Consider the following 21,191-nt stretch of genomic DNA (forward strand, 5'->3'; position numbering starts at 1 on the left):
TTGAGGTGTAGATATGAATGATTATGTAAAAAAGGATTTGAAATATATATGGCACCCTTGTGCACAAATGAAGGACTATGAGGACCTTAAACCAATAGTTATAGAAAAAGGAGAAGGAGTTTGGCTCTATGATATTGATGGAAATAAATATTTAGACTGTATATCATCTTGGTGGACAAATACCCTGGGACATAGCAATAAGAGAATTAATGAAGCTATAAAAAAGCAGATAGATAGCATTGAACATGTTATATTTGCGAATTTTTCAAATAAACCAGCTATAGAGTTAGCAGAAAAATTGGTAAATATAACACCAAGTAAACTTACCAAAGTTTTTTTCTCTGATAATGGCTCCTCGGCAGTTGAGATAGCTTTAAAAATGAGTTTTCATTATAATATGCAAAAGGGTAGGGATGAAAAGAGAAGGTTTGTAGCTCTAAGTGATGCATACCATGGGGAAACCCTAGGAGCTTTATCTGTCTGTGATATTGATGAGTTTAATATGGTATACAAACCTCTACTTTTAGATACCATAAGAGTAGAAGGACCAGATTGTTATAGGTGTAAATATGATTGCGCTAGAGATGCTTGTAATGCAGAGTGCTTTGAAGTTATGGAAAAGTGTATAATTGAAAACCATGATGAGATAAGTGCTGTAATAGTTGAACCTATGGTTCAAGGGGCTGCTGGCATGAGAATGTATTCACCAGTTTATCTAAAGAAGCTTCGTCAGATTTGTGATAAATATGATATACACCTTATTGCAGATGAGATTGCAATGGGGTTTGGTAGAACTGGGGAGATGTTTGCTTGTAATCATGCCCAAATAAGCCCAGACTTTATGTGCCTTTCAAAAGGAATTTCTGCTGGATATATGCCTATGTCAGTAGTTATGACAACAGATGAAGTATATGATTGTTTTTATGGTGATTATAATGAGCGAAAATCATTTCTTCATAGCCATACTTATTCAGGGAATGCTATGGGGTGCGCCATTGCTTTAGAAAATCTAAAAATATTTGAAGAAGATAATATTATAGAGAATAATCGAGAAAAGGGTGAGCTAATAAGAAAACTTACCATGGAAAAGGCAGAATCTTTAAAACATGTAGGTGAAGTACGAAGTATAGGTATGATAACAGCTATTGAAATAGTAAAAGATAGGGCCACAAAAGAAGGCTATCCTTGGCAAATGAGAGTAGGGTATGAAATTTATAAGATAGCTCTTAGCAAGGGATTATTATTAAGACCTATTGGAAATGTATTATATTTTATTCCTCCATACATTATTAATGAAGAGGAAATAAAGTTTATGGTAAATACCTGCTTTCAGAGTATAGAAGAATATTTCACCGGGAATAGGTCATAAGGTAAAGGAGATACTGAGGAAGGGATTAAGCATTACAAGCTTAATCCTATAACTCCCCGCAAGGGGTGCCTTCCAGGTGCTAACTTTCAACTATCCCGAAGGGCGTGTGGCGTAGGCAATTTGTTCTAGCAGTTACCATTTGTACTACATGGAATAACCTATTTATTTATGTTTACTTCTATAATATGAAGGGGATAGACCTATAGTTTTTTTAAATTGTTTTGAAAAAACAAATTGATCAGTGTAACCAACAGACGTAGATACTTCTGCTATGGATAAATCATGGTTTGTTAAAAATCGGCATGCTTTTTCCATTCGTGTTTTTATAATGTATTCAATAGGCGTTTGTCCTAAAATATTTTTAAATATGGTACATAAATATTTGCGATTTATACCAATGTAGTCAGCTAAGCTATTTACACTTATGTTATAGCAGAAATTCACTTCAATGTAGTCAACGGCACTTTTTACATATCGTTGAATATTTGAATCATAAAGACTCACTGTAGTGGATTTAGGTGCTATTTCAATTAATTTAGACAGAAATAAATATAAATAAGATAATCTAGATAAATCAGTTTCTAAAGAGAAATTAGTAAAGCTGGCCATTTTTTCTATAGTATCTTTAAAAAAATCATCAGTATCATAATAAAATATGGGGTTATCATAGCTAAGGCCTGCATTATGTATAATTTTTGGTACTTTTACTCCGTTAAAACCAACCCAAAGATAATGCCAAGGATCCTCCATATCTGCCTCGTAATAAGCAACATGATCAGGGCAGATAAGAAATGCATCCCCAGCTTCTAAATTATATAGTTTTTTTCCTGATTTAAAAGTACCTTTTCCGCTGAGTATAAAATGTATAATAAAATGATCTCTAGCTACAGGTCCAAAGGAATATCCTCCGGTACATATTTCTTCTCCGCAATCATAAAAATTTAAATCGGTATTAGTAAAATTATCAGTTTCAACACACCATACTTCCATTTTATCACATCCTCTTAATTCACTTGTGGATATTATAACATATTTTGTAGACATGTAAACATTTACTATTAAATGTTTAGAGTCCATAATAAAGGTACAAGCTCAAGGACGGTTAATACAGATAAGTATGACACCCTCAATAACGAAGGGGCTTGAAAGCAGGGCATTAATAATTCATAATAAATAGCTAATATTTAAATTTAAAAAAAGGAGAATTAAGTATGCTTAAAATAACATTTATAGGAGCCGGAAGTTCTGTATTTGCAAAAAATGTAATAGGAGATTGTCTACTTACACCAGCGCTACGAGAATGTGAGGTAGCACTTTACGATATAGATCCTATAAGGCTTAAGGAATCAGAACAAATGCTATTAAATATAAATAAAAATTCAGGTGGATTTGGAATAATAAAAGCCTATAGTGATAGAAAAGAAGCACTTAGAGATGCAAATTATGTTATAAATGCTATACAAGTGGGGGGGTATAAACCCTGTACTGTTACAGATTTTGAAATTCCTAAAAAATATGGTTTAAAACAGACTATTGGGGATACTCTAGGAATAGGAGGTATCTTTAGAGGTCTTAGAACCATTCCAGTAATGTTGGAAATAGCCAGAGATATGGAAGATGTTTGTCCAGATGCATGGCTTTTGAATTATACAAACCCAATGTCAATTATAACTAATGCTATGCAAAGGGCTACAAAGGTTAAAACTATCGGACTTTGTCATTCAGTTCAGGTGTGCACAGATAATTTGCTTAAGGGCCTTGAAATGGATACAGAAAATGTAGCTTGGCAAATTGCTGGCATAAATCATATGGCATGGCTTCTTGAAATTAAAAAGGATGGGAGAGATTTATACCCTGAAATTAAAAAAAGAGCGACAGAGAAAAAAGAAAAACATAAAGATATGGTTAGATATGAAATGATGAAGAGATTTGGTTATTATGTAACAGAGTCCAGTGAGCATAATGCAGAATACACACCATATTTTATTAAAGCAAATTATCCTGAACTAATAGATAGATATAATATACCACTTGATGAATATCCAAGGCGTTGTGTTGAACAAATTGCAAAGTGGGAAGGTCTTAAAGAAGAAATTGTAAATAATAAGGAACTTTCACATGAGAGAACTCATGAATATGCTTCATACATTTTGGAAGCTATGGAAACCGATAAGATGTGTAAGATTGGAGCAAATGTTTTAAATAATGGATTAATTACAAATTTACCTAAGGATGCTTGCGTTGAGGTACCTTGTCTTGTTGATAAAACAGGAATTCATCCATGTTACGTAGGGGAATTGCCAGTACAGTGTGCAGCGCTAAATATGACTAATATTAATGTTCACCTGCTTACTGTGGAAGCAGCACTTACTCTAAAGAAAGAATATATATATCAAGCAGCTATGCTGGATCCCCACACATCATCAGAACTGTCTATTGATGATATTGTAGCTATGTGTGATGAACTTATTGAGGCACATGGGGATTGGTTACCAAAATATATATAAGTTAATTTAGTTGAATTTAAAAAAAGGTTATTACAGTAATCTTTTTATAAAGGAAGCCTTTTGGTTTCAAAATAGATATAAGATGAGGGGGATATAAAAATGAAAAAAAACTTAAAAAAATCATTGCAGTTCTACTTACTTCTGCTGCTATGGTAACTACTTTAGCAGGGTGTGGTAGCTCTAAAACAGACAGTGACGAAGTTGCAACTATTACTTATGCCATTTGGGATAAGAATCAAGAACCTGGGATGAGAGCTATAGCCGATGCTTTTGAAGCTGAAAATTCGGATATAAAGGTTAATATTGAAGTTACAAATTGGGATCAATATTGGACGAAATTAGAAGCTGCGGCAACTGGCGGGGCTCTTCCAGATGTATTCTGGATGCATTCAAATAATTTTGTAAAGTACGCTTCCAATGGAATGCTAATGGATATTACTGATAGAATAGAGGAAAGTGAAATTGTAGATTTGAAAAATTTTCCTGAAGGACTTGTAGATGCTACAGTACAAGATGGCAAAACTTATGGACGTCCAAAGGATTATGACACAATAGGTTTATGGTATAACAAGGCTTTGTTCGATGAAGCAAAAATAGCTTATCCAGATGCAACATGGGATTGGAGTAAGTTACAAGAAGTATCTAAGCAATTAACAAATATTTCAACAGGAGTATATGGCTTTGCAGCACCAGCAGATGCTCAACAAGGTTATTACAATTTCATCTATCAAAATGGAGGAACTGTTATATCAGATGATAAGACAAAATCAGGGTTTGATTCTGTAGCAACAAAAGAGGCTATACAATTTGATTTGGATTTTAGTCTTAAAGATAAATCTTCACCAACTGGAGAACAATTCGCAGATACAAGTTTTGGAGCTATGTTTCAATCAGGAAAAGTTGCTATGGGTCTATTTGGATCATGGATGGTTAGTGAATTTAAAGCAAATGACTATGTAAAAGCTAATTGTGATGTAGCAACTATCCCTCAAGGTAAGGAAAAAGCAACAATGTATAATGGACTACAAAATGCAGTTGCTGCTGAAAGTGAATATCCAGAACAAAGCTGGAAGTTCCTAGAATTCATGGGTACAGAAGAAGCTAATCTTCTTCAAGCTGAAAATGGTGCAGCAATCCCAGCATTTACTGGTACTGCACAACCTTGGGTAGATTACTCTAAAGAATTTAATTTGCAGGTTTATCCTGAAATGTTAGAATACGCTGTGCCAGTTCCAACTTCAAAGACAACGACTCAATGGAAAGAATATGAAAATGATATATTAAAAAAAGTATGGGCAGGGCAAATGACCGTAGAAGATGGTTGTAATCAACTTGCTAAACAAATGAATGAGTCTTTAGCTACTGAAAAATAGTTTATTAATATATAGCAATTAGTGATGTTATTACTAATTGCTATAGTATATTATCAGGTGTTTTATAATGAATCTATTGTGAGAAAGTTCTCAAAAGGAGGAAAGGTATTTGAAAAAGTTAGTTAATAATAATGAAGAGATAGTGTTATATAAAAAGCCTAGTTTAATGAAAAAGTTTAAAGAAGATTATGCCTTTGGGTATCTTATGATTGCACCTACTATTATAGGATTAATAATATTAAATCTATGGCCAATGATTCAAACATTGTATTTAAGTTTTAATACAACTGGTGGATTTGGCGCTAATAAATGGATAGGTTTAGAAAATTACAAAACTATGTTAACAGATTCAGCTGTAATACAGGCGACTATAAATACATTAAAATATACGATAGTATCTGTTCCTATAGGAATAATTCTTTCCTTACTTGTTGCAGTATTACTTAATGCTAATATTAGAGGAAAAACAATATATCGTACAATTTACTTCTTGCCAATGGTTTCGGCACCGGCAGCCATAGCGATGGTTTGGAGAATACTTTATAATGGCGATTATGGGTTTTTTAATGCAATTCTTTCTAAGATTGGACTTAATGCAGTGAACTGGTTGACTGATCCTAAAATTGCTATCTTTTGTATAATAGTAGTAGGTATATGGAGTACATTAGGATATAATATGATAATTTTACTTGCTGGACTTCAAGAAATACCTACAACATTATATGAAGCTGCAGAAATAGATGGGGCAGGGCCTATCCGTAAGTTTTTTACTATTACATTACCATTAATATCACCAACCATGTTCTTTGTTGTAATTACTACAATGATAGGTTCACTTCAGGTATTTGATTTGATATTGATGATGATGGATAGAACAAATGCAGCAATGGAATCCACTCAATCTTTAGTATATTTGTTTTATAAGCATTCATTTATTATGAATGATAAAGGTTATGCTTCAGCTATAATAATGTTATTGCTTGCAATGATTTTAATTATTACTGTAATTCAACTTAAACTTCAAAAGAAATGGGTTCATTATCAATAATTTTAGGAGGTAAAATCTATGAGCGTAAAATCAAAGTCAAGTAAACCTATTATTCATATTGTTTTGATTATAGGAGCAATATCAATGTTAACACCATTTATATGGATGTTACTAACTTCTTTAAAAACCCTTACAGAGGCTACAAAAATACCTCCTGTAATATTCCCTAAAATATTACAATGGAGTAATTATACAGAGGTTATGAGGTTATGAGGTTATTGCCTTTTGGGAAATTTTATTTTAATACCATAATAATGATAATTGCTAGAGTTGCTTTTGCTGTTGTATTTAGTTCAATGGCAGCTTATGCCTTTGCTAGATTGAAATTTCCAGGTAAAAACTTTTTCTTCATGTTAATACTTATTCAAATGATGGTACCATCACAGATATTTATTATTCCACAGTATCTTATAGTTTTGAAACTTGGATGGCTTAATTCTATAAAAGCTTTAATTTTACCTGGAGTGGTAAGTGCTTTTGGTACATTTCTGTTAAGGCAGTTTTTTATTGGTGTACCTATGGAACTGGAAGAAGCTGCTATATTAGATGGATGCAATAAATGGCAAATATACACTAAAATTATGTTGCCTTTAGCTAAATCAGGATTAATAGCCCTTGGAATTTTCACAAGTTTATTTGCATTTAAGGATCTTATGTGGCCTTTAATTGTAAATATGACAACTGATAAGATGCCACTAGCAGCAGGACTTGCATCTCTTCAAGGACAATATTCAACACATTACGAACAAATTATGGCAGGGTCAATGATCGCTATATGGCCAATGTTATTAATATTTATTATATTCCAAAAACATTTTATACAAGGTATTGCTGGTACTGGATCAAAGGGTTAGCAATAATGAATTTTTAGATTATATCTATTAGGAGGAAGACATAATGCCAATATCTTACTATGAAGAAAACAAAATTTTTCACCTTAAAGCAAAAGATACAAGTTATATAATACAAATAGTTGAATCAGGATATTTACAACATATTTATTGGGGTAAAAAAATAAGGGATTTTAAATTAGATTATTTACAACCCTTCAAAGGTGATCAGTTTAATGGTTTTATGTTTACAAAGGATAAAGTAGAAGGTTTTTCTTTAGATATTCTACCACAGGAATATCCATCGTTTGGGAATACGGATTTGCGTTCACCGGCCTACCAAATTCAGCTAGAAGATGGTTCTACAGTTTCAGATTTGAAATACTTAAGTCATAAAATTTTTTCAGGAAAGAAAAAACTAAAAGGATTACCCAGCACCTATGTAGAAAGATCTGAAGAAGCGGAGACTTTAGAAATAACTTTAAAGGATGAATTAAGTGGCTTAGTGGTAGTATTAAGCTATACGGTATATGAAGATTACGATGTTATTACAAGATCCTCTAATTTGATAAATTTAGGATCAAAAGATTTAAAGGTATTAAGAGCTTTAAGTGCTAGTATGGATTTTAGTGATGATGATTTTGATTTACTACAATTATCAGGAGCCTGGTCAAGAGAAAGAACTCTTGTTAAAAGAGCTTTAGTTAGTGGAAATCAATCTATTGAAAGTAGAAGAGGTGCTAGTAGTCCACAGCAAAACCCATTTATAGCTTTAATGAGAAAAAATGCAGACGAAGATAATGGAGAGGTTTATGGAATTAATTTAGTATATAGTGGTAATTTTTTAGCTAATGTAGAGGTATGTCAATATGGTACTTCTAGAGTTCAGATCGGAATTAATCCATTTGATTTTAGTTGGCTTTTAAAGCCAGGTGAAGATTTTCAAACACCTGAGGTGGTAATGGTATATTCTGATTGTGGTCTTGGAAAAATGTCCCGTACTTTTCACGATTTATATAGAAAACGTCTTTGCAGAGGAAGCTATAGAGATAAAGAAAGGCCAATTCTTATAAATAATTGGGAAGCAACTTATTTTGATTTTACTGAAGAGAGCATAAAGAATATTGCTAGAGAAGCTAAGAAACTTGGGGTAGAATTATTTGTACTAGATGATGGTTGGTTTGGAAATAGGAATGATGACACTACCTCCCTTGGAGATTGGTATGTAAATAAAGGGAAGCTACCAAATGGATTGGAAAAGCTTTCGAAGGATATAAATGAAATTGGACTTAAGTTTGGATTATGGTTTGAACCAGAAATGATTTCAGAGGATAGTGATTTATATAGAGCACATCCAGATTGGTGTTTACATGTAAAAGGAAGAGAACGATCCCTTGGAAGAAATCAAATGGTTTTAGATTATTCTAGGTCAGAAGTATGTGATGCTATAATTGAAATGTTATCAGAAAATCTTTCGTCTAATCATATATCCTATGTTAAATGGGATATGAATAGGTTTATGTCAGAAGTTGGATCGGCTACATTAGATGCTAATAGACAAAGAGAAACTGCACACAGATATATGCTAGGACTATATAGGGTAATGGAAGAATTAACAACAAAATTTCCAGAAGTTCTATTTGAAAGCTGTGCTAGTGGTGGTGGAAGATTTGATCCAGGAATGCTTTATTATATGCCTCAAACTTGGACAAGTGATGATAGTGATGCAATAGAAAGATTAAATATTCAATATGGGACTAGTATGGTTTATCCAAGCATTACCATGGGGGCTCATGTGTCTGCTGTACCTAACCATCAAGTTCACAGAATTACACCTTTAACAACAAGAGGTGATGTTGCAATGGGTGGAAATTTTGGATATGAATTAGATGTTATTAAGATGAGTGATGAAGAAAAAGAGATTGTAAAAAGACAAATTCAAGATTATAAAAAAATTAGACATATAGTTCAATTTGGAGATTTTTATAGATTGATAAGTCCCTTTGAAAACAATGATGCTGCTTGGATGTTTATTTCAAAAAATAAGGAAGAGGTAGTTGTAAGTTATTTTAAGAAATTAGCAGAACCTAATATAAAATTGAAAATGTTAAAGCTTAAAGGGTTAGATCCACAGATGGATTATAGAGTAATTGAGACAGATAAAATATATGGTGGAGATGAGTTAATGTATGCTGGTATAGTTATACCAGAACTTAAGGGCGATTTCACAAGTTATGTTTGGACATTAAAAAAACATGATAAATCAATATTATAGAAAATGTATTAATTTAGTAGAATAGAATTATTAAATAAAAGAAAGTAGAGGGATTGCTATGAAAGGTTTAGAGCTTAAGAACATATATAAGATTTATGAAGGCAACGTAACTGCTGTTCAGGATTTCAATTTAGTAATTGAAGATAAGGAATTTATAGTTTTTGTTGGCCCATCAGGATGCGGGAAATCAACAACACTTAGAATGATAGCTGGACTTGAAGAAATATCAAAGGGAGAATTATATATAGATGGAAAGTTAGTAAATGATGTTTCGCCAAAGGACAGAGATATTGCAATGGTTTTTCAAAACTATGCACTTTATCCACATATGACTGTTTATGCTAATATGGCCTTTGCGCTAAAAATTAGAAAAAAACCAAAAGCAGAAATTGATGCTAAAGTTAGGGAAGCTGCAGAAGTTCTTGATATAACACATCTTTTAGATAGAAAGCCTAAAGCACTTTCAGGAGGTCAAAGACAAAGAGTTGCTATGGGAAGAGCTATTGTTAGAGAACCTAAAGTATTTTTAATGGATGAACCATTATCAAACTTAGACGCTAAATTAAGAGTGTAAATGAGAACTGAAATTGCAAAACTTCACAAAAAACTTGCTACAACCTTTGTATATGTAACACATGATCAAACTGAGGCTATGACACTTGGAACAAGAATAGTAGTTATGAAAGACGGAATAGTTCAGCAGGTTGCAACGCCTAAAGTAATATATGAGAATCCAGTAAATTTATTTGTAGCAGGATTCATAGGAAGTCCTCAAATGAACTCCATTAATGGAATGGTTAAAGAGGAAGCTGGCAAGGTTAAATTCATATTTGGAGAGGATAAAATAGTACTTAATGAAAAGCAAGGAGAATTGCTTAAATCAAAAGGATACATTGGTAAAGAAGTTATTATTGGGATTAGACCAGAAAATATTATAGATAAAGAAGAATTTATAATTAATAATATAGAACAATCATTAATGGCTCATGTTGAAGTTGTAGAAAACATGGGATCGGAGACGTATTTATATCTTTCAAAGGGTGAATCGAGTATTAGAGCTAAAATAAATGGAATTTCTTCAAGTGTGGTTGGCGACGATATAAAAATAGCCTTCAAAATAGAAAAGATACACATGTTTGATAAGGAAACAGAACTCACTATATTCTAGGACATGATTGGAGGAATTTATAATGAAAGTTAAATGTATAGATGTTGAAAATTGCAATACTTTAAGCATTGGAAAAGACTACAATGTACTAGATGAAGGTGCGAAGTATTATGTAATAACAAATAATGTTGGGGAGGAAATAGTAACTAAAAAACAAAGATTTGTTGTTGTTGAAGATGCAGAAAGAGAAAAAAAGGCAAAAGCTGTAGTAACTGAATTAACATTTCAAATAGGAAATGAATTAAAGGATATTAAGGATATTAAAATTAGAAAAAATTTAAAAGGTGAAATTAAAGAAATAAATATTAAATTTAAATATTGATATAGATAAAAGGACTAAGAGATATAAGCTTAGTCCTTTTTTGTTTTTTAGAATAAAAAAGATACCGTATAATAAATGAAAAATAAGCTAAAATAATAAAGAATATCTTTATGCTAAATATCAAAATAACATGGAAATAGAACTTTAGGATGAAAGAGGAAATTTAAATGAATAAAACACAAAGGACTTTATTGGTTATTTATATTCCAATCACGCTTTTAATAATAATTCTACATAACTTTTGCCCTGAGCAAAAAATGGTTTTGTACTTTAAATATGTAATTATGATTTCACTTTTTTTATGGGCTATTACAATGAAGAAAGAAATCCAAGAACAAAAAATAATGTCATTATCATTTCTCTTTTTGGTATTTGCAGATTTCTTTTTGGTATTTGTAAATACTATAGATTTTTGGAATAAAGATTTTTCAACATTTGGAGCGGCTGGTTTTCTTATTTCATACATTTGTTTGATCGTAGCTTATCAGAAAAATTTCAAGATAGGTAAACAGGAGATATTAGCGGCATTACCTATCCTAAGCATATTTATATATGTGATTATATCTTTACGACCATATATTACGGGGTTCATGCTTCTAGGAGCACTGATATTTATGATGGTATTATGTTATATGACTTGGACATCAATATGCACAATTTTTAGAGGGTATTTTACACTGAAATCAGCCTGGATAATTGCCGTTTCAGGAAGTCTTATGTTTATCTGTGATATAGGCGTAGCATTTTCTAAATTTAAGCCTATTTATTCAGGAATACATGTGCTCTGGCTTACCAATATCATATGGGCTACATATATTCCGGGATGGACTCTTTTAGCTGTAATTATAAGTGAAAAAAATATCAATGAAAATGTAAGAAGGCTTACCAGTGATGGATGCAAATGTAATAATAAGAAATGGGGTGATATGTGTAATAAATCAAGGAAAACAATTCTATAATTTGTTATATTTAGATGATAACTGGTTGAAACTTGAATATATTAGTCGAATATGGTATAATACTGGAAAGGATACGATGCATAAAATGTGCAAAAACAATTAATAATATAATTAAATTAATAAAAGAGGTGAATTAATGTTAAAAATTGAAGTTAAAGGATTGACCAAAATCTTTGGTAAAAATCCTAAACAGGGTATAAAACTTTTACAAGAAGGAAAAACAAAGCCGGATATCTTAAAAGAAACAGGAATGACTGTTGGTGTAAATAGGGTATCGTTTGAAGTAAATGCTGGAGAAATTTTTGTCATTATGGGATTGTCAGGAAGTGGAAAGTCCACTCTAATCAGGCTGATTAATCGCTTAATTGAACCAAATGCAGGTAGTGTATTAGTAGATGGTGAAGATTTAGCACAAATGGATAAAAATAAATTAAGAGAAACCAGAAGAAAGAAACTAAGCATGGTTTTCCAAGGCTTTGGATTATTTCCTCATCGGACTATTTTAGAGAATGCAGGATATGGACTCGAAGTACAAGGAATGGATAAAAAAGAAATACAGGAAAAAGCTCTTGAATCACTAAAATTGGTAGGATTAGTAGGATATGAAGATCAATATCCAAGTCAACTATCAGGTGGAATGAAACAGAGAGTAGGACTTGCAAGAGCTCTAGCTAATGACCCAGATATTCTATTAATGGATGAAGCCTTTTCGGCATTAGATCCACTAATTCGTAAAGAAATGCAAGATCAGCTTATAGATTTACAAGCATCTATGCATAAAACAATTCTATTTATAACCCATGATTTAGATGAAGCACTTAAAATTGGAGACAAAATTGCAATAATGAAAGATGGAGTAATTGTACAAGTTGGTACTCCAGAAGATATTATGACAAATCCAGCTGATGAGTATGTTGAAAAATTTGTTGAAGATGTAGATAGATCAAAGGTATTTTCTGCACAGCATGTTATGAAGCGTCCAGAGACTATCGAGGTAGAAAAATATGGACCAAGAGTTGCTCTACAGCGTATGAAACAAGCTGGAATTTCATGCATTTATGTTATTAATAAAAATCAAGAGTTTCTAGGGGTCGTAACCGCAGAGGCTGCATCAGAAGCTGTAAAGACAGGGAATAAAGATATTGATTCTGTTATGATGACAGATGTCCCAGTAGTTCTTCCAGACGTATCATTAAATGATTTGTTTGAGGTAATACATAATTCTCCTGTACCAGTAGCTGTTGTTGAAAATAAAATATTAAAAGGAATTATAGTTAGAGGCGCAGTACTCGCGGCTCTTGCAGGAAACGAGGTGAATATTAATGACACAAATACCACAGATACCAATAATTAAATGGGCTGATGCAGTTGTAGCATGGCTAAGAGCAAACGCTCAGTGGTTTTTCGAACCAATTAAAGATGTTCTAAAAGGAATTGTATCTGGTTTAAGTGATGCATTAATAGCTATACCGCCATTACTTTTTATTGTAGTTGTCGTAGGATTAACTATATTTATAACTAGGAAAAAATGGGGATTATCTTTATTTGCTTTATTAGGATTATTGTTAATACAAAATCTTGGATTTTGGGAACAAACTATGCTTACTCTTTCATTGATTTTAACATCTAGTATAATATCAATTTTGATTGGAGTTCCTCTTGGGATTTGGATGTCAAAGAGTAAAGTGACTCAAAGTATAGTAACACCTATATTAGATTTTATGCAGACAATGCCTGCATTTGTATATTTAATACCAGCTGTTTCTTTCTTCGGAATAGGAATGGTACCTGGAATTATTGCATCTGTTATATTTTCAATGCCTCCAGTTGTAAGGCTAACCAATCTTGGTATTCGCCAAGTTCCTGAAGAATTGATTGAGGCAGCGAATGCTTTCGGATCCACTCCTTCACAAAAATTGTTTAAGGTTCAAATTCCATTGGCTAAGAATACTATTATGGCAGGAATTAACCAAACAATTATGTTAGCACTTTCTATGGTTGTTATAGCTTCTATGATTGGCGCAGACGGATTGGGTGTTGAAGTATTTAGAGCTGTTACAAGAAATGAAGCCGGACAAGGTTTTGCATCAGGTTTAGCTATTGTTATATTAGCTATGATATTAGACCGTATTACACAAGCTCTAAACAAGAAAAAAGATTTTTAATAATTGGAAGTATATGATTACTAATAATTTGTTGAGATTAAGTTTCAGAAAATTAATATATAAAACACGAGGAGGAAATTAATTTATGATTAAAAACAGTTGGAAAAAATTCGGTGTAGTAGTAGTTAGTTTACTAGCTCTTACTATTGTAGGATGTAGTAGTGCAAGTGATGAAGACAAAAGTACTGCTGATTCAAGTTATGGTGAGCAAATGGATTATAAGATTACAGGTATAGACGCTGGAGCAGGTGTAGTTCAAGCTGCTGAGAACGCTGTTACAGAATATAATTTAGATTATACTGTACAAACTAGTTCAGGTGCTGCTATGACACAAGCTCTTTCAGATGCAATTGAAAATGAAGAGCCAATTGTAATTACTGGATGGTCACCTCATTGGATGTTTAGTAAATATGACTTAAAATACTTAGAAGATCCAAAAGAAGCTTTTGGTGGTGCTGAACATATAAATACAGTTGCACGTTTAGGACTAAAAGAAGATAAGCCAGACGCGTATAAGATTTTAGATCAATTTGAATGGACTTCTGAGGATATGGAAGCTGTTATGCTTAAGATTAACGATGGCGAAGATGTAAAGGAAGTTGCAAGACAATGGATTACTGATAATGAAGATAAAGTAAGTAAATGGACAGAGGGCGCAACAAAAGTTGACGGTGAATCAGTTAAGCTTGCGTATGTAGCTTGGGATACCGAAATTGCTTCTACTAATTTAATTGGATTAGTACTAGAAGACATGGGATACGATGTTACACTTACACAAGTAGAATCAGGTCCAATGTGGGCATCAATAGCTAGCGGAGATGCAGATGCTATAGTTGCAGCTTGGCTACCAGGAACTCATGAGAAATATATGGCTGATTACGAAGGCCAAGTTGAAGATTTAGGTCCAAATTTAGAGGGCGCTAAAATAGGTTTAGTTGTTCCTTCATATATGGATATTGATTCAATAGAAGATTTAGTTAAATAGATTTTTTAAATAAGAATAGGCCTTTAACAAGGCCTATTTTTTTGTGCATATAGGATTAATCGTTCATCTCACACAAGAGTTTCTAGCGGTATTTTACTTTTGATAATTATACTTGATCTCAAAATTATTGCTATCAAAATATACAACTTCCTTGTCTGGAGATGTATTTATGGTTTTAAGTACAGTAGGCTGCATAAATCCATTGTTTTCTTTGTAATCATCACATACAGTAGACCATTTTACTGGGCGAATTGTTCCGTCTGTTTGAGCTTCTCCTCTGTCATAAGACTCAAATAGAATCATTGCACCATTATCATTAAAGGTAAGAACACCACTTGCAGAGACTCCATTATAGTCAATTGTTCCTTTAACATGAGTTTCATCAATTTGTTCCCATTTAATAAAATCCTGTAGTATAGATGTGGGACAAAATACACACTCAGCAAGCCAAGTAACTAGCCCTGATTTATACATAAACTCATCTTTCACATTAAATATTTGAAAAGTTTTTGCTATAACACCTTTCATTCCTCCATTTTCTAAGGATAAATAATCCATCCCTTGGAATGGTACGCCATATATGGAGCTCTCTATTAAAGCATATCTTAAAGGCTTATCTACAAAATCATATTGTGTATAATCTATTCTCAAATGCCTATCAGTCATAATAAAATCCGCATCTTCGAAAATAATACTCATATAAGCTGGTTTTTGTTTTCCTAAGAAACCTGCATAGCTAAAGTAGTTTTGTAGAGATGGTGGCAAGTCCTTAATATCCTCTTCTAGTATAACCTCATTAGATAAGGATGTTTTTGATATTACTTCAGAGATAATTTTATTAAACTCAGTCTTTGTTTTTGAGTAGGGGATATTGAAGAAAATAATAATTACACATATAATAATCCCGATAACAGCTAATATAATTGACATTTTTCTTTTACTCCTTCGTCTCATTTTTTCGCTCCATTTCAAGTATGTTTTTTTCTAATTGGCACATTCCTGTAAAAAATCCTAATGTGAGCGTTTCATCAAAACCATTGAACAGTCTCTTCATATATTGTTCTTCTTTTTTTTCTCTTTCTTTAAAGTATTCAATACATTTCAAGGTTATGCTAACTCGAAGGGTTGTAGCATTGGTCTCGTCTTTTTCAATAGTTGAAAATTAATAACTTATGGGTTGCAATAAGCTATAATATAGATAACAATATTAAATTACATGGAAATGAGGAGGTTTTGTTAATTATGAATAATATAAGGACAATTAAGAAAATCATAACAGGGCAGCGAACTGTGGATGGTGCTGGTGTAAATTTGGTAAGGGTATTTGGGTATAATGACACAAAGAACTTTGATCCATTTTTAATGTTAGATGCTTTTGATTCTGTGGATCCAAAAGATTATGTGAAAGGGTTTCCTTGGCATCCTCATAGAGGTATAGAAACTATTACATATCTTGTGAAAGGAGATATAGAACATGGAGATAGCCTTGGAAATAAAGGGAGTATTCTAGATGGGGAATGTCAATGGATGACTTCAGGATCTGGAATAATTCATCAGGAAATGCCTAAGGCAAGTGAAAGAATGCTTGGGCTTCAAATGTGGCTTAATCTCCCTGCGAAAGATAAAATGGTTGAACCTAAATATAAGGGATTAACTAAGGGCGATATTCCTATAATTGATGAGGGCGATAAAAAAATACATATTATTGCTGGAGCTTATAATGGGAACGAAGGCGCTGTGGAAGGGGATTATGTTAAACCTCTTTGTTTGGATGTGGAACTGAATCCTGGAGCTGAGTGGATCTTGGATACCGAAAAAGAAAATACATTATTTGTTTATATTCTGCAAGGTGAAGCTTATTTTGGGCCTGAAGAGGATAATCTCATAAAGGAAAAGCATGCAGTACTATTTAATAAAGGCGATAAATTCAAGGTAAAAGCATTAAGCAAAAGCATAAGATTTTTACTAATGTCAGGGAAACCTCTTAATGAACCTATTGCATGGGGAGGTCCAATAGTTATGAATAGTAAAGAACAGTTGGATCTTGCTTTTAAGGAACTTGATGATGATACATTTATTAAGAATTAATAATAGCCATAGAGAATAATAAAAGCAGAAAATATAAATTATACTTTCCACAAATAGATAAAATATTATAATGCGATATCGCTAGAAACTCAAAAGAGAAGTTTCTAGCGGTATTTTATTGTACAAAAAAGGGATCTATAAAATCTATTATTACTAAAATTAAAAGTATAGGTATAAGAAATGGTAAATAAGCTAATAATAAAAATATAAAACAATACTTTATAAGGAAAGAAGGAATCGTGTATTAAAGGTATAGAATTTTTACAGAGATATTGCAAGAATAATAATATAACAGCCTATAAGCTATCTAGAACAAGTGGTGTAAGCTTAACTTATTGTTATCGAATGCTTAGAGGAGAAATGAATAATCCAAGTATTAGCACAATGAATAGAATCGCTATGTCATTTGGTTTGAAAATAGGAGATTTTTTTAGAGAGGATGATTAAATGTTAAAGATAATATCAAAGGAAATTAAAGAAAGATATGATACAATGCTTAAAGAAATGAGAATTCCTAGTGAGGAAGAGTTGGATAAAAGTGAGATGGCCGCACTATATATAATAAGCACAAAAGAATATCTTTGGAAGAATAGAAAAGCGATATTTAATTTTAAGAATCAAGATATTAGATAAGATGTATTTGATTGGATTAAGGGAGGGAGTAATAAAGCATTAATACTTTTGGCTTTTAATCTATTTAACAATTATAAAGATATGGAGACTGATGTGTTGAATGTAGTAAGAAATGTTAATAAGCAGGATCGAGATATTGTACTTAATGCTATTAATATTGTTTGGAATTAGAAGAGGCGAAAGCTTCTTTTTTATTTGATATTAAGATAATACAATAGGGAATAAGATACTTGAAAGTACCTCGAATAAATGATCTTCATAGAAAACTTTCGTCATTCTAGAGAAGATAAAGAAATAATGACAAGATTGTAGTATAATAGAAGTAGACTACCCAAATACAAAATGAGATAGATAGATTCTAGATGGGGGGACTCAGTTAGGGTCCTTAATCCAATTACATATTGTAGCAAGTTTTATGGGGCGGTTGATTTGATAAAATTATTTTTGGAGGTGTAGATTTGGAACTTTGTGGTGAAATAGTAAAACATAAGTCTTTTGGAAAAGGAAAAATAGTAGAGTTTGAAAATAATTACGCAACAGTACTATTTGATGAGAGTAAAGAAGAAAAGAAATTTGGTTATCCATCTGCTTTTGGGGCATTTTTAGAGTTGGAAAACCAATCTTTTTTTGAGGAGATACAAGACGATAAAAATGCAATAGCTGAAAAGGAAGCAGATAATAGAAGAATTAAGCAAGAACTTGCAAAACTAGAAATAGTTATGAAATCTAAGAGCGATGTAGTAAAACGTATGAAAAAAACAGCTGAAAAAACTACGGATTCTAATAATATAGCTTTTAAATGTAATTATTGCGATGGTGGAAAAAGTGAAGAAAATGCTGGATATAAAGGTATTTGCAGTGATGATACAATTAAATATAATATCAAAACAGCAAAACATGTTTGGTGTAGACAACCAGAAAATATGTGTTACAAATATTTGCAAGGTGAAATAACAAGAGAAGAGATTGGTAAATTTTATGATGAGACTAAATCTGACTTTGGTAAGTCTGTTTGCTGTGAGAGCCAAATGCTTGAGTTATGGAGAGCAGGAGCATCAGTTACTCAAAGTGGAGAAGGGAAATCAAAACCAATGTCACTAAAAAATGCAAGGGCAAATAGTTTAGCATTACTTACAACAAAACTTCCTCGAGCTAAGGATCAGGATAGATTTATTTTTGCTGTATTTTTAATTGACGAAAACTATGAGGGCGATACTGAAGGTTTAGGAAATTTAGGATCAAACCCTAAATATAGACTTCAACTATCACTTAATGAAGCTAAAGAATTAAAATTCTGGAACTATTATTTCAATCCGAAAAAACCAGAAAGAATTATTCTTGGAAGCGGATTGCATAGGTATCTAACAGATACTCAATCAGCTCAAGTCCTTCAGAAAATTTGTGAAATAAAGAAAGATACTCCAGAAGAGGAGTTTTCAAAGGAATTTCTAGTACATTTTTGTAAACTTAAAAAATTGGATATCAATAACATACCTATGCCAGAAGGTGGGTTACAAAAAATTAAAATAGCCGCAGAACAAAAGGCTGAATAGAATTTACTATTGAGAATGAAAGAACACTTCCTAATAGTTATTAAGAAACTGAAATAATAAAAACAGCAAGGTAATTGATATGATCTTTATAGAACTATCAATTCCTTGCTGTTTTTGTTTTGATGGATACTGATAAATTCTCTTCTGAAAAAGCATAAGGGTAGAATTTATCTGCCCTTATGCTTTTCTTTTTTCTTTTGTTGCCTCAATTCAAATTGGAACTGTTTTTCTCGCTCACTCTTTTGTCGATTGTAGGTTTTACGTTCCGATTTGCTTTGCTCCTGTTGCAGTTTTAATGCTTGTTGTGCTTTTGTACCAATGCCAATATTAGTTAACTGGTTACTGATAGCTCTTTGCATACGTTTAGGATTAATTTTGCGTTTTAGTTCAAACCTTTCTTCAATAGGTGGGCTAAAACACAATTTGTTCCAGTTAATTAGAAAATGATTATAAACTTCATAATTCTTAGGTTCTGGACCGAAAACTACTCTACTTACTTGTAATTTTCCATCTGTTATAAACTCATATAAACCAACCCAAAAGGGTTCTTCAAAATAAACTGTTAATTTGCCTGTTACTGTGTACATAGTGATATCCTCCTAATAAATAACTAAGCAAAGAATGGACAACCAAGGAGGCAGGTTACTGATAGCTATAGCTACGTCCGGACTACCAACCGGAACTGTGTTTTTATCTTTACATCTCTATTATAGTAAATAAAGTTTGTTTTGCCAATGAATTGAATATAAAGTGCAAATTTGGTAACATAAAATAAACGAATCAAATTTTTTATATGGGATTACTAATAGGAATGTAGAAATTTATTTTGAACTCAAGAGGATGAGGGAGGATGGTAATATGAATTTATTAAAACCAAAAAAATTAAGACTAGGGGATAAAGTAGCAGCTGTAAGTTTGTCATGGGGTGGAGCAGGGGATTCGAATATGCTTTGGAGATATGAAGTTGGGAAGAAGAGATTGGAAGAGGAGTTTGGGTTAAAAGTTGTAGAAATGCCAAACACTCTAAGTGGCACAGAATATTTGTATAACAATCCTCAGAAGAGAGCAGAGGATTTAATGATGGCATTTAAAGACCCATCAATAAAAGGTATTTTCTCGTGTATTGGTGGAGATGAAAGTGTAAGAATATTGCCTTATATAGATTATGAAGTAATAAAAAATAATCCTAAGATTTTCATAGGATATTCGGACACTACAGTAATTCATTTTATTTGTTTAAAAGCAGGGATATCAAGTTTTTATGGACCTTCTATTCTAAGTGAATTTGCTGAGAATGTTGAGATGCTTGACTATACAAAGCATTGGATTAATAAGGTGCTTTTTGATAAAAGTCCTATAGATATGATAGAACCATCGCCAATGTGGACCAGCGAATTTTTACCTTGGGAAGAAAAAAATAAGTTGATTAAGAGAAGATTAAATAGTAATACTGGATATGAGTTACTACAGGGAAAAGGAAAAGTACAAGGGAATTTGATAGGTGGTTGCTTAGAAGTTTTAGAAATGATAAAAGGGACTAAAGTTTGGCCAAAATTAAAAATTTGGGAAAATAGTATATTATTTTTTGAAACATCAGAAGAAAAGCCGAATCCTACTTATGTGGAGTATTGGTTGCGCAGTTATGGTTCTATGGGGATTTTACAAAAAGCAAGGGGAATAATATTTGGGAAACCCTATGATAATCATTATTATGAAGAATACAAAAGAGCAATATTAAAGGTGGTAAGGGAAGAATTAAAGCTTTATGACTTACCGATATTATTTAATTTGAACTTTGGTCATACCGCACCAATGATTACAATTCCTTATGGTGCAAAGGCTGAAATTGATTGTGAATTAAAGAGATTTACTATTTTAGAATCGGGTGTCATATAATCTGATTCTAAAATTTTAGA

General features: G+C 32.2%; 20 protein-coding genes and 2 pseudogenes. 18 read left to right on the forward strand and 4 right to left on the reverse strand.

The genetic code is table 11. The annotated features are described in order from the left end of the window. Positions 1 to 13: 13 nt before the first annotated feature. The gene (bioA, locus tag CLVI_RS01230) at positions 14 to 1,369 is read left to right on the forward strand and encodes an adenosylmethionine--8-amino-7-oxononanoate transaminase (protein ID WP_106058293.1); all 1,356 of its coding nucleotides are present in this window, start codon (positions 14 to 16) and stop codon (positions 1,367 to 1,369) included. A gap of 162 nt (positions 1,370 to 1,531) precedes the next feature. Here bioA and CLVI_RS01235 read toward each other — a convergent pair whose 3' ends face one another. Further along, entirely contained in the window at positions 1,532 to 2,359 is an 828-nt protein-coding gene (locus CLVI_RS01235; protein WP_170065561.1) for an AraC family transcriptional regulator, read from the reverse strand. 221 nt (positions 2,360 to 2,580) lie between these two features. Between CLVI_RS01235 and melA the strand changes: the two genes are divergently transcribed. The 11 genes and pseudogenes from melA (at position 2,581) to CLVI_RS01290 (ending at position 15,001) form a co-directional block, all read left to right on the forward strand. After that, positions 2,581 to 3,876, forward strand: coding sequence for an alpha-glucosidase/alpha-galactosidase (gene melA / locus CLVI_RS01240; RefSeq protein WP_106058295.1), 1,296 nt, complete (start codon positions 2,581 to 2,583; stop codon positions 3,874 to 3,876). A gap of 149 nt (positions 3,877 to 4,025) precedes the next feature. After that, positions 4,026 to 5,249, forward strand: a complete 1,224-nt coding sequence (locus CLVI_RS01245) for an ABC transporter substrate-binding protein (protein ID WP_106058296.1) — start codon at positions 4,026 to 4,028, stop codon at positions 5,247 to 5,249. 166 nt (positions 5,250 to 5,415) lie between these two features. Beyond that, positions 5,416 to 6,297, forward strand: coding sequence for a carbohydrate ABC transporter permease (locus CLVI_RS01250; RefSeq protein WP_106058378.1), 882 nt, complete (start codon positions 5,416 to 5,418; stop codon positions 6,295 to 6,297). A gap of 18 nt (positions 6,298 to 6,315) precedes the next feature. Next, positions 6,316 to 7,151, forward strand: a pseudogene (locus tag CLVI_RS01255) (carbohydrate ABC transporter permease). Positions 7,152 to 7,194: 43 nt separating this feature from the next. Then, positions 7,195 to 9,402, forward strand: coding sequence for an alpha-galactosidase (locus tag CLVI_RS01260; RefSeq protein ID WP_106058297.1), 2,208 nt, complete (start codon positions 7,195 to 7,197; stop codon positions 9,400 to 9,402). A 58-nt stretch (positions 9,403 to 9,460) separates the two neighbouring features. Beyond that, a pseudogene (locus CLVI_RS01265) lies at positions 9,461 to 10,570 on the forward strand (ABC transporter ATP-binding protein). Positions 10,571 to 10,592: 22 nt separating this feature from the next. Further along, complete coding sequence (locus CLVI_RS01270; RefSeq protein ID WP_106058298.1) at positions 10,593 to 10,892, forward strand: hypothetical protein; 300 nt, start codon at positions 10,593 to 10,595, stop codon at positions 10,890 to 10,892. A 257-nt stretch (positions 10,893 to 11,149) separates the two neighbouring features. Continuing rightward, complete coding sequence (locus tag CLVI_RS01275) at positions 11,150 to 11,851, forward strand: lysoplasmalogenase family protein (RefSeq protein WP_341458727.1); 702 nt, start codon at positions 11,150 to 11,152, stop codon at positions 11,849 to 11,851. 136 nt (positions 11,852 to 11,987) lie between these two features. Continuing rightward, the gene (locus CLVI_RS01280; RefSeq protein WP_106058299.1) at positions 11,988 to 13,205 is read left to right on the forward strand and encodes a quaternary amine ABC transporter ATP-binding protein; all 1,218 of its coding nucleotides are present in this window, start codon (positions 11,988 to 11,990) and stop codon (positions 13,203 to 13,205) included. Then, positions 13,174 to 14,016 carry an ABC transporter permease gene (locus CLVI_RS01285; protein WP_106058300.1) on the forward strand — a complete coding sequence of 281 codons (843 nt, stop codon included), beginning with the start codon at positions 13,174 to 13,176 and terminating at the stop codon, positions 14,014 to 14,016. The genes CLVI_RS01280 and CLVI_RS01285 overlap by 32 nt, the downstream gene beginning before the upstream one ends. 85 nt (positions 14,017 to 14,101) lie before the next feature. Beyond that, entirely contained in the window at positions 14,102 to 15,001 is a 900-nt protein-coding gene (locus tag CLVI_RS01290; protein WP_106058301.1) for a glycine betaine ABC transporter substrate-binding protein, read from the forward strand. A 93-nt stretch (positions 15,002 to 15,094) separates the two neighbouring features. Here the strand turns inward: CLVI_RS01290 and CLVI_RS01295 are convergent, their stop codons facing one another. Both CLVI_RS01295 and CLVI_RS17625 read right to left on the reverse strand, forming a co-directional pair. Next, entirely contained in the window at positions 15,095 to 15,931 is an 837-nt protein-coding gene (locus tag CLVI_RS01295) for a DUF6544 family protein (RefSeq protein ID WP_106058302.1), read from the reverse strand. Positions 15,932 to 15,938: 7 nt separating this feature from the next. Next, the gene (locus CLVI_RS17625) at positions 15,939 to 16,106 is read right to left on the reverse strand and encodes a hypothetical protein (RefSeq protein WP_207655302.1); all 168 of its coding nucleotides are present in this window, start codon (positions 16,104 to 16,106) and stop codon (positions 15,939 to 15,941) included. A gap of 137 nt (positions 16,107 to 16,243) precedes the next feature. On the opposite strand from CLVI_RS17625, the gene CLVI_RS01300 reads away from it, so the two are divergent. From CLVI_RS01300 to CLVI_RS17770, 5 genes are all read left to right on the forward strand, one after another. Beyond that, the gene (locus CLVI_RS01300; protein WP_106058303.1) at positions 16,244 to 17,089 is read left to right on the forward strand and encodes a pirin family protein; all 846 of its coding nucleotides are present in this window, start codon (positions 16,244 to 16,246) and stop codon (positions 17,087 to 17,089) included. A gap of 252 nt (positions 17,090 to 17,341) precedes the next feature. Further along, on the forward strand, positions 17,342 to 17,536 hold the full coding sequence (locus CLVI_RS18085; RefSeq protein WP_423237126.1) for a helix-turn-helix domain-containing protein: 195 nt from the start codon (positions 17,342 to 17,344) through the stop codon (positions 17,534 to 17,536). After that, complete coding sequence (locus CLVI_RS01310) at positions 17,537 to 17,722, forward strand: DUF6075 family protein (protein ID WP_106058305.1); 186 nt, start codon at positions 17,537 to 17,539, stop codon at positions 17,720 to 17,722. A gap of 48 nt (positions 17,723 to 17,770) precedes the next feature. Further along, positions 17,771 to 17,893, forward strand: coding sequence for a hypothetical protein (locus CLVI_RS17940; protein WP_278320492.1), 123 nt, complete (start codon positions 17,771 to 17,773; stop codon positions 17,891 to 17,893). A gap of 287 nt (positions 17,894 to 18,180) precedes the next feature. Then, positions 18,181 to 19,275 carry a hypothetical protein gene (locus tag CLVI_RS17770; protein WP_242980506.1) on the forward strand — a complete coding sequence of 365 codons (1,095 nt, stop codon included), beginning with the start codon at positions 18,181 to 18,183 and terminating at the stop codon, positions 19,273 to 19,275. A gap of 167 nt (positions 19,276 to 19,442) precedes the next feature. Here the strand turns inward: CLVI_RS17770 and CLVI_RS01325 are convergent, their stop codons facing one another. Next, complete coding sequence (locus tag CLVI_RS01325; RefSeq protein ID WP_106058306.1) at positions 19,443 to 19,862, reverse strand: YjdF family protein; 420 nt, start codon at positions 19,860 to 19,862, stop codon at positions 19,443 to 19,445. 271 nt (positions 19,863 to 20,133) lie between these two features. Between CLVI_RS01325 and CLVI_RS01330 the strand changes: the two genes are divergently transcribed. Beyond that, a complete protein-coding gene (locus CLVI_RS01330; RefSeq protein WP_106058307.1) occupies positions 20,134 to 21,171 on the forward strand; it encodes a S66 family peptidase in 1,038 nt (345 codons plus the stop codon). Positions 21,172 to 21,191 lie beyond the last annotated feature (20 nt).

The sequence above is a fragment of the Clostridium vincentii genome (genome assembly GCF_002995745.1).
Lineage (GTDB): Bacteria > Bacillota > Clostridia > Clostridiales > Clostridiaceae > Clostridium > Clostridium vincentii.

Coding starts and splice junctions, on each gene's coding strand:
- CLVI_RS01325 (WP_106058306.1), bottom strand. CDS start 19,862: ATGTACACAGTAACAGGCAAATTAACAGTTTATTTTGAAGAACCCTTT.
- CLVI_RS01290 (WP_106058301.1), top strand. CDS start 14,102: ATGATTAAAAACAGTTGGAAAAAATTCGGTGTAGTAGTAGTTAGTTTA.
- melA (WP_106058295.1), top strand. CDS start 2,581: ATGCTTAAAATAACATTTATAGGAGCCGGAAGTTCTGTATTTGCAAAA.
- CLVI_RS01250 (WP_106058378.1), top strand. CDS start 5,416: ATGAAAAAGTTTAAAGAAGATTATGCCTTTGGGTATCTTATGATTGCA.
- CLVI_RS01235 (WP_170065561.1), bottom strand. CDS start 2,359: ATGGAAGTATGGTGTGTTGAAACTGATAATTTTACTAATACCGATTTA.
- CLVI_RS01245 (WP_106058296.1), top strand. CDS start 4,026: ATGGTAACTACTTTAGCAGGGTGTGGTAGCTCTAAAACAGACAGTGAC.
- CLVI_RS01310 (WP_106058305.1), top strand. CDS start 17,537: ATGTTAAAGATAATATCAAAGGAAATTAAAGAAAGATATGATACAATG.
- CLVI_RS01260 (WP_106058297.1), top strand. CDS start 7,195: ATGCCAATATCTTACTATGAAGAAAACAAAATTTTTCACCTTAAAGCA.
- CLVI_RS01285 (WP_106058300.1), top strand. CDS start 13,174: ATGACACAAATACCACAGATACCAATAATTAAATGGGCTGATGCAGTT.
- CLVI_RS01295 (WP_106058302.1), bottom strand. CDS start 15,931: ATGTCAATTATATTAGCTGTTATCGGGATTATTATATGTGTAATTATT.
- CLVI_RS01275 (WP_341458727.1), top strand. CDS start 11,150: ATGGTTTTGTACTTTAAATATGTAATTATGATTTCACTTTTTTTATGG.
- bioA (WP_106058293.1), top strand. CDS start 14: ATGAATGATTATGTAAAAAAGGATTTGAAATATATATGGCACCCTTGT.
- CLVI_RS01280 (WP_106058299.1), top strand. CDS start 11,988: ATGTTAAAAATTGAAGTTAAAGGATTGACCAAAATCTTTGGTAAAAAT.
- CLVI_RS01300 (WP_106058303.1), top strand. CDS start 16,244: ATGAATAATATAAGGACAATTAAGAAAATCATAACAGGGCAGCGAACT.
- CLVI_RS01330 (WP_106058307.1), top strand. CDS start 20,134: ATGAATTTATTAAAACCAAAAAAATTAAGACTAGGGGATAAAGTAGCA.
- CLVI_RS01270 (WP_106058298.1), top strand. CDS start 10,593: ATGAAAGTTAAATGTATAGATGTTGAAAATTGCAATACTTTAAGCATT.